This window comes from Sphingopyxis sp. SCN 67-31 (genome assembly GCF_001725095.1).
Genome location: NZ_MEFH01000049.1, coordinates 72,939 through 85,688 on the forward strand (window position 1 = coordinate 72,939; position 12,750 = coordinate 85,688).

Annotated in this window: 14 protein-coding genes; 6 read left to right on the forward strand and 8 right to left on the reverse strand. The window is 69.2% G+C overall.

All coding sequences use genetic code 11. The features are described 5' to 3' along the window. Positions 1 to 3: 3 nt before the first annotated feature. A complete protein-coding gene (gene cobT / locus ABS88_RS05680) occupies positions 4 to 1,833 on the reverse strand; it encodes a cobaltochelatase subunit CobT (protein WP_067111243.1) in 1,830 nt (609 codons plus the stop codon). Then, positions 1,830 to 3,068 carry an alpha/beta hydrolase gene (locus tag ABS88_RS05685; protein ID WP_076074410.1) on the reverse strand — a complete coding sequence of 413 codons (1,239 nt, stop codon included), beginning with the start codon at positions 3,066 to 3,068 and terminating at the stop codon, positions 1,830 to 1,832. The genes cobT and ABS88_RS05685 overlap by 4 nt, the downstream gene beginning before the upstream one ends. 119 nt (positions 3,069 to 3,187) lie before the next feature. Between ABS88_RS05685 and ABS88_RS05690 the strand changes: the two genes are divergently transcribed. Further along, positions 3,188 to 4,252 (forward strand): DUF5694 domain-containing protein, encoded by a 1,065-nt coding sequence (locus tag ABS88_RS05690; protein ID WP_076074412.1) that lies wholly within the window; start codon positions 3,188 to 3,190, stop codon positions 4,250 to 4,252. 18 nt (positions 4,253 to 4,270) lie between these two features. On the opposite strand, the gene cobS is transcribed toward ABS88_RS05690, so the two are convergent. The 3 genes from cobS to ABS88_RS05705 form a co-directional block, all read right to left on the reverse strand. Further along, positions 4,271 to 5,260, reverse strand: coding sequence for a cobaltochelatase subunit CobS (gene cobS, locus ABS88_RS05695; protein ID WP_067111248.1), 990 nt, complete (start codon positions 5,258 to 5,260; stop codon positions 4,271 to 4,273). Positions 5,261 to 5,353: 93 nt separating this feature from the next. Next, a complete protein-coding gene (locus ABS88_RS05700; protein WP_076074415.1) occupies positions 5,354 to 5,791 on the reverse strand; it encodes a nuclear transport factor 2 family protein in 438 nt (145 codons plus the stop codon). Positions 5,792 to 5,802: 11 nt separating this feature from the next. Further along, entirely contained in the window at positions 5,803 to 6,393 is a 591-nt protein-coding gene (locus ABS88_RS05705) for a J domain-containing protein (RefSeq protein ID WP_083675022.1), read from the reverse strand. Positions 6,394 to 6,451: 58 nt separating this feature from the next. Here ABS88_RS05705 and ABS88_RS05710 point away from each other — a divergent pair, with 58 nt between their 5' ends. The 3 genes from ABS88_RS05710 to ABS88_RS05720 all read left to right on the forward strand — a co-directional run bounded on the left by ABS88_RS05710 (position 6,452) and on the right by ABS88_RS05720 (position 8,599). Beyond that, positions 6,452 to 6,718 (forward strand): BolA family protein, encoded by a 267-nt coding sequence (locus tag ABS88_RS05710; RefSeq protein WP_067111256.1) that lies wholly within the window; start codon positions 6,452 to 6,454, stop codon positions 6,716 to 6,718. Further along, positions 6,715 to 7,602, forward strand: coding sequence for a pirin family protein (locus ABS88_RS05715; protein WP_076074421.1), 888 nt, complete (start codon positions 6,715 to 6,717; stop codon positions 7,600 to 7,602). Before ABS88_RS05710 ends, ABS88_RS05715 begins: the two co-directional genes overlap by 4 nt. Positions 7,603 to 7,675: 73 nt before the next feature. After that, positions 7,676 to 8,599: an alpha/beta fold hydrolase gene (locus tag ABS88_RS05720; protein ID WP_076074424.1), complete on the forward strand. Its 924-nt coding sequence runs from the start codon at positions 7,676 to 7,678 to the stop codon at positions 8,597 to 8,599. Here ABS88_RS05720 and ABS88_RS25025 read toward each other — a convergent pair. Continuing rightward, positions 8,596 to 9,033 carry a hypothetical protein gene (locus tag ABS88_RS25025; protein WP_324787705.1) on the reverse strand — a complete coding sequence of 146 codons (438 nt, stop codon included), beginning with the start codon at positions 9,031 to 9,033 and terminating at the stop codon, positions 8,596 to 8,598. The genes ABS88_RS05720 and ABS88_RS25025 overlap by 4 nt on opposite strands. 26 nt (positions 9,034 to 9,059) lie before the next feature. On the opposite strand from ABS88_RS25025, the gene ABS88_RS05730 reads away from it, so the two are divergent. Then, on the forward strand, positions 9,060 to 10,199 hold the full coding sequence (locus ABS88_RS05730) for a serine hydrolase domain-containing protein (RefSeq protein ID WP_286749396.1): 1,140 nt from the start codon (positions 9,060 to 9,062) through the stop codon (positions 10,197 to 10,199). 24 nt (positions 10,200 to 10,223) lie between these two features. Here ABS88_RS05730 and ABS88_RS05735 read toward each other — a convergent pair whose 3' ends face one another. Both ABS88_RS05735 and pdxH read right to left on the reverse strand, forming a co-directional pair. Next, the gene (locus tag ABS88_RS05735) at positions 10,224 to 11,051 is read right to left on the reverse strand and encodes a PhzF family phenazine biosynthesis protein (protein ID WP_076074432.1); all 828 of its coding nucleotides are present in this window, start codon (positions 11,049 to 11,051) and stop codon (positions 10,224 to 10,226) included. Further along, complete coding sequence (gene pdxH / locus ABS88_RS05740; protein ID WP_234002583.1) at positions 11,048 to 11,626, reverse strand: pyridoxamine 5'-phosphate oxidase; 579 nt, start codon at positions 11,624 to 11,626, stop codon at positions 11,048 to 11,050. The genes ABS88_RS05735 and pdxH overlap by 4 nt, the downstream gene beginning before the upstream one ends. Positions 11,627 to 11,819: 193 nt before the next feature. Between pdxH and ABS88_RS05745 the strand changes: the two genes are divergently transcribed. Next, a complete protein-coding gene (locus tag ABS88_RS05745; protein ID WP_067111274.1) occupies positions 11,820 to 12,749 on the forward strand; it encodes a DnaJ C-terminal domain-containing protein in 930 nt (309 codons plus the stop codon). Position 12,750: the final 1 nt, after the last annotated feature.

Sequence of the window (12,750 nt, forward strand, 5' to 3'; positions counted from 1 at the left end):
TGCTCAGTCGATGTCGAACAGCCCCGCCAGTTGCTCGACCATCGTGCCGCCGAGCTGTTCGGCGTCCATGATCGTCACCGCGCGGCTGTAATAGCGCGTCACGTCGTGGCCGATGCCGATCGCGCAGAGTTCGACCGGCGAGCGGTTCTCGATCCATTCGATCACCTGCCGCAGATGCTGATCGAGATAGGCGCCGTGGTTGACCGACAGCGTGCTGTCGTCGACCGGCGCGCCGTCGCTGATCACCATCAGGATGCGGCGTTCCTCGGGCCGGGCGACGATGCGGCTGTGCGCCCACATCAGCGCCTCGCCGTCGATATTCTCCTTGAGCAGCCCCTCCCGCATCATCAGGCCCAACGACTTGCGGGCGCGTCGATAGGGCTCGTCGGCGGGCTTGTAGATGATGTGCCGCAGGTCGTTGAGGCGGCCGGGGTGCGGCGGACGGCCCGCGGCGAGCCAATCCTCGCGGCTCTGCCCGCCCTTCCACGTCCGCGTGGTGAAGCCGAGGATCTCGGTCTTGACGCCGCAGCGTTCGAGCGTGCGCGCGAGGATGTCGGCGCTGATCGCCGCGATGCTGATCGGCCGTCCGCGCATCGAGCCGCTGTTGTCGATCAGCAGCGTGACGACGGTGTCGCGGAAATCGGTGTCGCGCTCGATCTTGTAGGACAAGGAATGGCCGGGCGAGACGATGACGCGGGCGAGGCGGGCGGCGTCGAGCTGGCCTTCCTCCTGGTCGAAATCCCACGCGCGGTTCTGCTGCGCCATCAGGCGGCGCTGGAGCCGGTTGGCGAGCTTGGTCACCGCACCCTGCAGATGCGTCATCTGCTGGTCGAGATAGGCGCGCAGCCGCGTCAGTTCGTCGGCGTCGCACAGTTCGGTCGCCGCGATGATCTCGTCATGCTTTTCGGTGAAGCGGATATAGTTGAAGTCGGGAACGTCGGTCGGCAGGCGGTTGGGGCGGACGGGCAGCATGCCCTCGTCGCCCTCGCCGCCCATTTCGGGGTCGCCGTCGCCCTCCATCTCCTGCGCGTCGGGGTCGCTGTCGCCATCGTCGGCCTGGTCGCCGTCCATCTCGGCGCGCGCGTCGACCTGGCTTTCGCCGCTGCCGCCCTCTTCGCTGTCCTGCTGGTCCGGGCTCTCGTCGGCCTCGGCTTCGGCCTCTTCCTGATCGCCGCCGTCCTCGCTGCCGTCCTCCAGCGGGTCGTCGCCGTGGATGAGGTCGAGGTTGCGGAGCGCCACTCGCGCGGTCTCGGCAAAGGCGGCCTGGTCGTCGAGCAGCATCGACAGCGCGGTCAGGTCGGCGCCGGCATCCTTGGCGATCCATTCGCGCACCAGCGACAGCCCGGTCTCGGTACCGTGCGGGGCCTGCTCGCCGGTCAGCACCTCGCGCAGCATCAGTTCGAGCGCGCTCGACACCGGCACGTCGTCGCGGTTCTGCGCGCGGCTGATCGGATCGGAGCGCATCCGCATCGCGAGGCTGGCCGACAGGTTGGCGCGCATCCCCGCCATGGAGCGCGCGCCGAGCGCCTCGACCCGCGCGCGTTCCATCGCATCGAAGGCGGCGGCGGCGATCGGCTCGGCCGGACGCGCCGCGGCGTGCGTCCGCTCGTTGTGATGCTTCATCCGCAGCGCATAGGCGTCGGCGAAACCGCGCGCCTCCGCGACCTGGTCGCGCGGTAGCGTGCGCGACGGGGTCGGGACCTTGATCGCCTTGCCGACCTGTGCCGGCGCGTCGGCGGTGAAGCCGACCTCGACCTCCGGATCGCGCGTCACCGCGCGGGCGACGCTCGACAGCGCGGTCTTGAAATCGTCGAGGGGAGAGGATTGGCTCATGGTGCTTCGGGATCGGGGATTCGGTTGCAGATGCTGTCGTCGCCGTTCTTGGGCGCTGCCGGGTCGGGAAGCAAGCGGAAGACATGCGAAACATGCGTCGCGATGCGCTCCGGGCGCGTCCGCCGGCCCGCGACGACATCGACGAAATCGCGGCAGGCCGCCGCGCTGCGCAGGAAATTGCTGTGCCCGGTCGACCCGCGCGACACGTCGGTGGTGTCGACGACGGTAAGGCCGGGGATCGCGACGGGATAGCAGCGTTCGGGAAGCCCGCGGGCCTTCAGGTCGGCGGCCTCGAACGGATCGAAGCAATAGGGCGAGCCCAGCCGGGGATAGCCATGCAGCGCGCGCGAGGCGGCGAGCGCCTTGTCGCGCAGCGAGACATAGATGGTGATGTGCCGGTCGCGGGCGACCTTGGCGGGCGTGAGCGCACCGTCGGCGATGTCGCGTTCGAAGGTTTCGCGGTCGATGTCGGGCGAGGCGAGGATGATGTTCGAGATGTTGCGGCTGTCGGCGCTCGGCGCGGCGCGGTCGACATAGGCGATGGCGGGAACGACGAGCCGCGCGCCGAGCGAGTGCGAGACGATCACGATCTCCTTCACCCACGGCTGCTCGGCGAGCGCCTTCAGGAAATCGCGGAAGTTGCGGACGTCGTGATACATGTTGGTCTCGTCGACCATGTAGCCGAACACGTCGTGCTGCGACGGCCAGCTATAGGCGACCGTCGGGCCGTCGAAGCCGGTCATGCGCGCGATCTGCGCCGCGTCCCTGGCGGTCGTCTCGAAACTTTCGCGGTAACCGTGGACATAGAGCAGCACGCGCCCCTGGCGCCGATCGGTCTCGGCCTGCAGCGCGCGCCACCAGTCGCCTTCCGCCTGCAGCGCGAGCGGAGTGCGGGTTCGCGTCTTGCCGTCGACCTTTTCCTCGCGCGGCGCCGCGAAGCGGCCGTGGCGCACCCGGTCGCCGCGATAAACGAGCAGCGCAAGGTCGCTCGTCCGGCAGTCGGGCAGGCGGCTGGTGACGACGAAGAGCGGCAGCGCCTCGCCATCGACCGGCGCGCCCGTCTTCGGATCGCAGCGCGGATCGGCGACATAGGCGGCGTGGCGAATCTTGCCGTAATCGACCGGTGTGATGCAGCCGGCGAGCGATAGCGCGGCAAGCGCAGCGGCGGCGGCGGACAGGCGGCGCGCCGGCGCACGGCGGCGATGGAAAACGCGGATCGCACGAAGTCGGCGCATCGCGGGACGCTGGCAGAGGCGGCGCGGCTTGGAAAGCCGAAATCGGTCGGCGCAATGTGTATTGATTGAATAATACACTTCGTCTATCGAGGGGCAGTTCTGATGCAGGAGAGAAGCCGATGTCCGCAATGCTGGCCCTGTTGCTCGCCGCGGGGGCGGAGGTCCCCTATGTTCCGGCTTTCGATCCGGCCGCGCTCAAGAGCCAGGTCGCGGGGCCGCCGAACCTCGTCGTCGTGCTCGGTACGCCGCATCTTTCGGGCTTGCCCGCCGATTTCGATCCCGCGCATCTCGAACCGCTGCTGGCGCGGCTCGCGGCGTGGAAGCCAGATATCATCACCATCGAGGCGGTGTCGGGCCCCGAATGCGAGATGATGCTGCGCTACAAGGCGCGCTATCCGGGAACCTACGACTCCTATTGCCGCGATCCGGGCCCGGCGCAGAAGGCGCTGGGGCTCGACATGGCCGCGGCGACGGCCGAGGCCGACCGGCGGCTCGCCGCCTGGCCCGCGCAGCCGCAGCCGGCCGACCGGCGCCATCTGGCGGCGCTGTTCCTCGCGGGCGGCGAGCCGGCGTCGGCTCTGGTCCAGTGGCTGCGCCTGCCGGCCGCCGAGCGGCGGGCCGGCGACGGGCTGGACGAAGCCCTGGCGTCCGAAATCACGGCGCTGACGACGCGGCGCAACGAGGATTATCTGATCGCGGCGGCGCTCGCGGCGCGGCTCGGGCTCGAGCGCGTCCATGCGGCGGACGATCACAGTTCCGACGCGATCAATGCGTCGCTCGACAATGATCCGGGTTTCGAGGCGGCGATGCGCCGCGCCTGGAACAATCCCGTGGCCGAGCGGCGCAAGGCGCGGGACGATGCGCTGACGGCCCGGCTCGACGGCGAGGGCGTGCTGGCGCTCTATCGCGACTATAACCGACCGGAAACGGCGCAGGTCGCCTTCGACAGCGATTTCGGCGCCGCGCTCGCCGATCCCTCGCCGGAGGGCTATGGCCGGCGCTATGTCGGCTGGTGGGAGGCGCGCAACCTGCGCATGGTCGCCAACATCCGCGCGGCGATCGCGGCGCAGCCGGGGTCGCGGACGCTGTCGATCGTCGGCGCCTCGCACAAGGGCTATTTCGAGGCTTATCTCCACCGGATGCACGACGTCCGGCTGGTCGATGCCGAAACGGTGCTGCAATAGCGGGAGGTCGCTCCCGCTTTACTTGCCGACCACGCTTTCGGGCAGGTCCTCGCCGAACACGCGCTGATAATATTCGGCGACGATCATCCGCTCCGCCTCGTCACACTTGTTGAGGAAGGAAAGGCGGAAGGCGAAGCCGAGGCTGTTGAAGATGGCGGTGTTCTGCGCCCAGCTGATCACCGTGCGCGGCGACATGACGGTTGAGATATCACCGGCCATGAAGCCCTGGCGCGTCAGGTCGGCGACCTTGACCATGTTGGCGACGGTCGCGTCGTCGGCGGTCGGCACCTTGGCGAGGATGATGGCGCTTTCGGTGGCGGCGGGCAGATAGTTGAGCGTGACGACGATGTTCCAGCGGTCCATCTGCCCTTGGTTGATCTGCTGCGTGCCGTGATAGAGCCCGCTGGTGTCGCCGAGTCCGACTGTGTTCGCAGTCGAGAACAGGCGGAAGTGCGGGTTCGGGCGGATCACGCGATTCTGGTCGAGCAGCGTCAGCTTGCCCTCCGTCTCCAGCACGCGCTGGATCACGAACATCACGTCGGGGCGCCCGGCGTCATATTCGTCGAAGACCAGCGCAGTCGGCGTCTGCAGCGCCCAGGGCAGCAGCCCTTCGCGGAACTCGGTGACCTGCTGGCCGTCGCGCAGCACGATCGCGTCGCGGCCGACGAGGTCGATGCGGCTGATGTGCGCGTCGAGGTTGACGCGGATGCACGGCCATTTCAGCCGCGCCGCGATCTGCTCGATATGCGTCGACTTGCCGGTGCCGTGGTAGCCCTGCACCATCACGCGGCGGTTGTATTTGAAGCCCGCGAGAATCGCGAGGGTGGTGTCGCCGTCGAAGACATAGGCGGGGTCGAGGTCGGGCACGCGCTCATCGGCCTCGCTGAACGCGGGCACCTTCATGTCGATATCCACGCCGAAGACCTCGCGCGCGTCGATCTCGGTATCGGGCGCCGCGAGAAGCGTCGAACCGTGATGATCGGGGAGGCTGTTCGGAATATCGGTCATGGCAAATGTCCAGCAGGGCAAAGAGGGAGAGTCGCCGCCGGCGGCGCTACGCCGTCGCGGTATCGCCATGGGTTGCGGCTTGCAACGCCTTATTCAGAACAGGTCGAGCGCCTTCATCACCGCCGATTGGTCGTAATAGGGCCGTTCGCAGACGATCCGGTCGCTGCCGGGCGCGAATTCGAAGCTTGCCGCCATGCGGATGCGGAACGCCTTGCCGGTCGGCTCGACGGTGCGCAGGCCGAGGCGCAGCGGGCCGAGATGGGTGCCGGTCAGCCAGAATTCGACGAGCACCGTGTCGGTCGCGGCGTCGGCGGCGATCGCGATGATCTCGTTCGCCTGGTCGGGGAACGGCTCGCGCGACGAGGCGAAATAGGAGCGCACCGCCGCCTCGCCGTCGAAGACGGTGCCGGGGCCGAGCAGTTCGTAGCGCGGGTGGTCGAAGGTCGCGAGGACGCCGTCCCAATCCTGCGCGATCTCCAGCGCCATGTGGCGCTTCACGGTTTCGATCCGCCGTTTGTCGAGGTCGCTCATCCATCCTCTCCCTATGCGAAGGCCGCGTTCTTTCGCAGCAGCTGATAGGCCGCGACCACTTCGCTGAGCCGCGTCTCGTGGCTGCGGTCGCCGCCGTTGCGGTCGGGGTGATAGCGGCGGACCAGTTCGCTGTAGCGGCGACGGAGCGCGGCGCGCCCGGCGTCGGCGGGCAGGCCCATCATCGCCAGCGCGCGATGCTCGTCGCGGGTGAAGCGCGGGTCGGCGGCCTGCCGCCGCGCCTCGTCCATCCGCTGGCGGAAGCGCGCGCCTAACGCGTCGATCGGATCGCGGAAATCGGCCCAGCGCGGCGGCAGGTCGGCGCTGCCGGCGGCGCGGAAGGCACGGCTCTCGGTCTCCCAGCCCGCGGTCGGCGACTGCGCGGCCAGAATCTGCTCGGCGTTCATTCCGTCGAAGAAATTATAGACGGCGTTGAATTCGCGCACATGGTCGAGGCACAGCCAGCGCCACGGCGGCGGCCCGTCGGGCGAGCGGTGGCCGGTGACGGGCGCGCGGAACTCGCCGGGCTCGGTGCAGCCGGGGGCTTCGCATTGCGCCTCGCGGGGCACGCGGCCGTGGAATCGGTTGGGGCGGGGGCTTGTCATAGGGAACGTCCGCGCCCAACATGGGGGCATGACGCAAAAAGGTCCAGTCCAACGCGAAATGCCAATCCAACGCGAAATGGAGGAGCGGCTGCGTGCCGCTTTCCCCGACGCCGATTTCATCCTCAGCAACGACAGCGCGAAGCATCATGGTCATGCCGGCGACGATGGATCGGGCGAGTCGCATTTCAGCCTGAGCATCGAATGGGCGGGCTTTGCGGGCCAGAACCGCGTCGCGCGCCAGCGGACGGTCAACAAGGCGCTGGGCGATCTGCCGGGGCAGCGCGTCCATGCGCTGGCGATCAGGGCGACCGCGCCGGGAGAATGACGATGCAGGTGATCACCCCCTCGACGCACGACATCGGCGCCTTCGACGTGCGGCGGACCCTGCCCGACAAGGCACGGACGATGGTCGGGCCCTTCATCTTCGTCGACCAGTTCGGCCCGGCGCATTTCGATATCGGCAAGGGGATGGACGTGCGGCCGCACCCGCACATCAACCTGGCGACCGTCACCTATCTGTTCGAGGGCGCGATCGATCATCGCGACAGCCTGGGCACCTATGCGACGATCCGTCCGGGCGCCTGCAACCTGATGACCGCCGGACGCGGCATCGTCCATTCGGAGCGCACCCCGGCGGCCGAGCGCGCGACCGGATCGGCGATCTCCGGCATGCAGACGTGGCTCGCGCTGCCCGACGGCAAGGAGGAGGTCGACCCGGCGTTCGAGCATGCCGCGCAGGACGAGCTGCCGCTGATCGACGACGGGCAGGTATCGGCGCGCGTCATCATGGGCAGCCTGTGGGGCGCAAGCTCGCCGATCACCCAGCATGCCGCGACCATCTATGCCGACATCGCGATGAAGGCGGGATCGGCGATCCCGATCGAGGCGGAGGCCGACGAGCGCGCGGTGGTCGTCGCGCTGGGCGACGCGAGCCTCGATGGCGAGAGGCTCGATCGCTACAGCCTCTATATCCTGAAGCCCGGCGAGGCGATGACGCTGCGCGCGGCGAGCGATGCGCGGGTGATGCTGCTCGGCGGCGAGGCCTTCACGACGCCGCGGCACCTGTGGTGGAATTTCGTCAGCTCGTCGCGCGACCGGATCAACGAGGCCAAGCACGACTGGAAGGATCGCAAATTCCCGCTCGTCCCCGGCGACAGCGAGGAATATATCCCGCTGCCCGGGATGCCGAAGACGCCCGCCTATCCCTGATCGAACTGACAGGCTTGTCAGCGGGAAATAATCCCGCCACCTTCGCGCCGACGGAAGATGGAAGGAGCGCGAGATGGTGGGCGATTTCGAACAGAAGCGGGTGGCGCTTTCGACCGGGGTAGAGCTCGACGTCGTCGACATGGGGCCACGCGACGCGCCGGCGCTGGTCTTCCTCCACGGATTTCCCGAATCGCACCGCACCTGGCGCCACCAGCTTCCGCATTTCGCCGACCGCTTCCGCTGCATCGCGCCCGACCAGCGCGGCTATCGCGGCTCGTCGAAGCCGCAGGGCGCGGACTCCTATACGCCCGACAAGCTGATCGCCGACGTCTTCGCGCTCGCCGATGCGCTCGGCGTCGAGCGTTTCACGGTCGTCGGCCACGACTGGGGCGGGGCGATCGCGTGGGGCGTCGCGCTCGGCGGCCAGCCCGGCGGGCTGCACCCGCAATGGGCGGGGCGCGTGACGCGCGCGGTGATCGCCAATGCGCCGCACCCGGCCATTTTCCAGCGCCTGCTGCTCACCAACCCGGAGCAGCGCGCGGCGAGCCAGTATATCCGCACCTTCCGCGACCCGGCGAGCGACGCGCTGATCGAGGAGCAGGGCATCGCCGGGCTGCTCGCGCATGCCTTTGCCGGCCGCGTGCCGAGCGGCGGTATCCAGCCGCCCGAGGAGATCGCCCGGCTGATCGTCGATTGGGAGGATCGCGACGCGTGCCGCGCGATGATCAACTGGTATCGCGGCTCGCCGGCCGAGGTGCCGCCGATGGACGCGCCCTATGGCGAACCGCCCGCGACGCCTTTCCCGAAGCTGACGATCCCGACGCTGGTGATCTGGGCGCTCGACGATGTCGCGCTGCCGGCGTGCAATCTCGACGGGCTGGACGAGCTGGTTCCCGACGCGACGATCGTCGAGGTGCCGGGCTGCGGCCATTTCGTGCCGTGGGAAGCCCCCGACCGGGTCAATGCAGCGATGGACGCTTTCCTGGCGGCGGGTTAGCGCACCGGATCGAGCAGGCAGCCGTTGGCGCCCGCATAGCGCGCGCTGCGCGAGGCGAGGAGGGGGACGCTGCCCGTCACCGTCTTGGTCGCCGGATCCTCGCTCAGCGATACCAGCTCCATTCCCGGCTCGAAATCGCTCTGGCAGCTTTCGAGGCTGCGGCCCTGAACGTAGCGGCACGAGCAGCCGACCCGCGCGGCATAGGCCGAGCCGAGTTCGGCCTGCGCCTTGAACGACGGGAATTTCCAGATCAGGAAGGCGAGCAGCAGGACGCCGACGATCGCCGCCCACGGCAGGCAGCCGCCCCAGCGGCTCGCGCCACGTTTGCGCCCGCGCAGGTGCGCCGGCACCTCGGGCCTCGGCGGCGGCGGGGTGGGCGCGGCCGGCGGTGTCGGTTCGCCCGTTGCCGTCTGTGGCGGGTTGGTGTTACTCACGGGGTGCCATGATCACGAAAAAAGCCATGCTGGCAAGTGCCGTGCTCGCGATGCTGGGCGGCTGGTCGCTGACGCAGGCGGCGGGGCAGGGCGCGACCGCGGCGCCGGTGCCGGCCCCGCGGTTCGGCGCGGCGCCCGACCCGGCGATCGCCGCCGAGACGCTGCCGCCGCTTCCCGCGCTCGATCCGGCGGTGAAGGCGCGCGCCGACGCGCTGTTCGCCGACGCCAGCGCGGTCGGCGAGACGCGCGCGCTCTATGTGCTGCGCGACGGCAAGCCGATCTATGAACGCTATGGCGAGGGCTTCGGGCCCGACAGCAAGCTGATCAGCTGGTCGATGGCGAAGAGCATCACCGCGGTGCTCACCGGCTTCCTCGTCGCCGACGGGCAATTGTCGCTCGACGGTCCGGCGCCGGTCGCGGCGTGGCAGCGCAGCGGCGATCCGCGCGCCGCGATCGCGCTGCGCGACCTGCTCCACATGACCTCCGGCATCGAGCATGTCGAGGTGGGCGACCCGGTCTGGAAGGGCGACACGGTCGACATGCTCTTCGGTCCCGGCGCGCAGGACATGGCGGGTTTCGCCGAGGCGAAGCCGGCGGTCGCGCGGCCGGGCGAACTGTTCAACTACAGCTCGGCGACCAGCGTCATCCTCGCCGATATCCTCGCCGACACGCTGACCCCGTCGCCCAGCCCCGAGGCGCGGCGCGAGGCGGTGCGCGACTTCATCCAGGGGCGGCTGATCGAGCCGCTCGGCATGACCAGCCTGACCCCCGAGTTCGACGCGAAGGGAACGATGATCGGCGGGTCGATCATGCATGCCACCGCGCGCGACTATGCGAAGTTCGGCGAATTCCTGCGCAATCACGGCGTGGTCGATGGCCAGCGGCTGCTGCCCGAAAGCTGGATGCGCTTCATGCTGTCGCCGTCGCCCGCCGACGCGGGCTATGGCGGGCATATCTGGCTGAACCGTCAGCGGCCGCGCGGCGCCGACATCGCGCTATGGCCCGACCGCGGCCCCAACGACCTGTTCGCCTGCATCGGGCATCAGGGGCAATATATCATCGTTTCGCCGTCGCAGCGGGTGACGATCGTGCGGCTGGGAATCACCAGCGACGACCAGTTTCCGGCGCTGCGGCGGCACCTGGCGGATTTGCAGGAGGCGCTGTGACGACGGCGCCGGCAGGGCGTCCGGTCAGAGCAGGAAATCGCCCACCAGCGTCGTCACGCAGCATCCCGTGAGTTCGACCTGATCGCCGTCCATGCGGCAACCGACCGAGCCGCCGCGCCTGCTGGCCTGCCACGCCGAAAGGCGTTCGCGACCGAGCCGCGCGGACCAGTATGGCGTCAGCACGCAATGCGCCGATCCCGTCACGGGATCTTCGTCGACGCCCGCGCCGGGGACGAAGACCCGGCTGACGAAATCGGCGGCCGAGGGATCGTCCGCGCCGGGCGCCGTCGCGATCGCCTGCACATCGCCCAGCGCGCGCAGCGCCGCCATGTCGGGCGTCAGTGCACGCACCTCGGCCGCGCTCGCATAGACCAGCAGGGCATAGCCGCCGCCATGCCACAGCGTCTCGACCGGCCGCCCGCCGACCGCCGCCGCGATGTCGGGCAAAGGCTTTGGTTCGGGGCGATAGGCGGGCAGAGTCATGCGATAGACGTCGTCGCCGTCGTCGTCCCCGGCGCGCGCGACCGTCAATATTCCCGCCTTGCGCGTGCGGAAGGTCATCGCGTCGCGCCACGGCGCGGCCGACAGCAGGACATGGCCGCTCGCCAGCGTCGCATGGCCGCACAGCGCGATTTCGACGCCCGGCGTGAACCAGCGCAGCTCATAATCGGCGGCTTCGCTTTCGTCGGGGACCAGAAAGGCGGTTTCGGACAGGTTGTTCTCCGCCGCCATCGCCAGCAGCGTCGCGTCGTCGAGCCATTCGTCGAGCGGCATCACCGCGGCGGGGTTGCCTGTGAAGGCGCGGTCGGCAAAGGCGTCGACGCGCGTGACGGGAAAGCGGCGCCAGCTCATGGGAACAGCAGTCCTTTCGACCATGTATCGCCTTCGCGCACGAACAGCGTGCGCTCGTGCAGGCGGTGCGCGCGGTCCTGCCAGAACTCGATTCGTTCGGGCGTCACGCGCCAGCCCGACCAGCGCGGCGGGCGCGGCACGTCCTGCCCCTCGAAGCGCGCCTGCATCGCGGCGAAGCGCGCCTCGAAGGTCGCATAGCTGTCGAGCGGCCGCGACTGCTCGCTGGCCCAGGCGCCGAGCTGCGAATCGCGGCCGCGGGTTGCGAAATAGGCGTCGGCGACGCTTTCCTCGACCGGCGCCGCCGCCCCTTCGATGCGAATCTGGCGGCGCAGCGATTTCCAGTGGAACAGCAGCGCGACGTGACGGTTCGCGGCCAGTTCCTCGCCCTTGCGGCTGTCGAGGTTGGTGTAGAAGACGAAGCCGTCGGGGCCATGCTCCTTGAGCAGCACCATCCGCACCGACGGGCGGCCGTCGGGCGTCGCGGTGGCGAGCGCCATCGCATTGCTGTCGTTGGGTTCGCCGGCGCGCGCTTCGGCATACCAGGCATCGAACAGGGCGAAGGGGTCGGTGGTCATGCGGGCGCTTCTAATGCGCTGCCGGCCTGTGGTCGAGCAAAAGCCGTCCCCGACCGTGTCGTCACCCCGGAGCAAGTCGGGGGTGACGGAAGACGGAGCTGTTGTCGGGGAACTTGACCGCCCCGCGCGCCATTCCCACATCGCCGCGCAATGGGCCTTCACGGCCAGTCACTTATCGGGCTACAGAAGATATATGGCAGATCCCTATTCCACCCTCGGCGTGGCGAAAAACGCCAGCGAAGCGGAGATCAAGTCCGCTTATCGCAAGCTCGCCAAGCAGTTGCACCCCGACCGGAACAAGGACAATCCGAAGGCGGCGGAGAAATTCTCCGACGTCACCAAGGCCTATGACCTGCTGTCCGACAAGGAAAAGCGCGGGCAGTTCGACCGCGGCGAGATCGACGCCGACGGCAATCCCGCCATGCCCTTCGGCTATGGCGGCGGCGGCTTTCGCGGCGACCCACGCGGCGGGCCGCAGGGCGACTTCCGGGGGTTCGGCGGCGAGAGCGCCGATTTCGGCGATATCTTCGAGGGTCTGTTCGGCGGGCGCGGCGGCGGCGGGGGGCCGTTCGGCGGCTTCGGCGCGCGCAGCGCCCCGCCGCCGAAGGGCGCCAATGTCGCCTATCGCCTGTCGGTGTCCTTCATCGACGCCGCGACGCAGGCGATGCAGCGCATCACCCTGGCCGACGGCAAGACCATCGACCTCAAGCTGCCCGCGGGGGTCGAGACGGGGACGCAGATGCGGCTCGCCGGAAAGGGGCAGCCGGGACCGGGCGGCAATGGCGACGGCATCGTCACCATCACGGTCAAGGACCATCCCTTCTTCGTGCGCGACGGCAGCAACATCCGCCTCGACCTGCCGGTGACGCTGGCCGAGGCGGTGAAGGGCGCGAAGGTCAAGGTGCCGACGGTCGACGGGCCGGTGATGCTGTCGATCCCGGCCGGGTCGACGTCGGGCAAGGTGATGCGGCTCAAGGGCAAGGGATTCAGCCAGAAGAGCGGCGGGCGCGGCGATCAGCTGGTGCGGCTGATGGTCGACCTGCCGAAGGACGACCCCGCGCTCCGCCGGATCGTGGACGAATGGACCGATACGCGCGCCGTCCGGGCCGAACTCGGCGTGTGAT

Coding starts and splice junctions, on each gene's coding strand:
- ABS88_RS05735 (WP_076074432.1), bottom strand. CDS start 11,051: ATGAGCTGGCGCCGCTTTCCCGTCACGCGCGTCGACGCCTTTGCCGAC.
- ABS88_RS05715 (WP_076074421.1), top strand. CDS start 6,715: ATGACGATGCAGGTGATCACCCCCTCGACGCACGACATCGGCGCCTTC.
- ABS88_RS05700 (WP_076074415.1), bottom strand. CDS start 5,791: ATGAGCGACCTCGACAAACGGCGGATCGAAACCGTGAAGCGCCACATG.
- cobT (WP_067111243.1), bottom strand. CDS start 1,833: ATGAGCCAATCCTCTCCCCTCGACGATTTCAAGACCGCGCTGTCGAGC.
- cobS (WP_067111248.1), bottom strand. CDS start 5,260: ATGACCGATATTCCGAACAGCCTCCCCGATCATCACGGTTCGACGCTT.
- ABS88_RS05720 (WP_076074424.1), top strand. CDS start 7,676: ATGGTGGGCGATTTCGAACAGAAGCGGGTGGCGCTTTCGACCGGGGTA.
- ABS88_RS05710 (WP_067111256.1), top strand. CDS start 6,452: ATGCCAATCCAACGCGAAATGGAGGAGCGGCTGCGTGCCGCTTTCCCC.
- ABS88_RS05685 (WP_076074410.1), bottom strand. CDS start 3,068: ATGCGCCGACTTCGTGCGATCCGCGTTTTCCATCGCCGCCGTGCGCCG.
- ABS88_RS05730 (WP_286749396.1), top strand. CDS start 9,060: ATGCTGGCAAGTGCCGTGCTCGCGATGCTGGGCGGCTGGTCGCTGACG.
- ABS88_RS05705 (WP_083675022.1), bottom strand. CDS start 6,393: ATGACAAGCCCCCGCCCCAACCGATTCCACGGCCGCGTGCCCCGCGAG.
- pdxH (WP_234002583.1), bottom strand. CDS start 11,626: ATGACCACCGACCCCTTCGCCCTGTTCGATGCCTGGTATGCCGAAGCG.
- ABS88_RS05745 (WP_067111274.1), top strand. CDS start 11,820: ATGGCAGATCCCTATTCCACCCTCGGCGTGGCGAAAAACGCCAGCGAA.
- ABS88_RS05690 (WP_076074412.1), top strand. CDS start 3,188: ATGTCCGCAATGCTGGCCCTGTTGCTCGCCGCGGGGGCGGAGGTCCCC.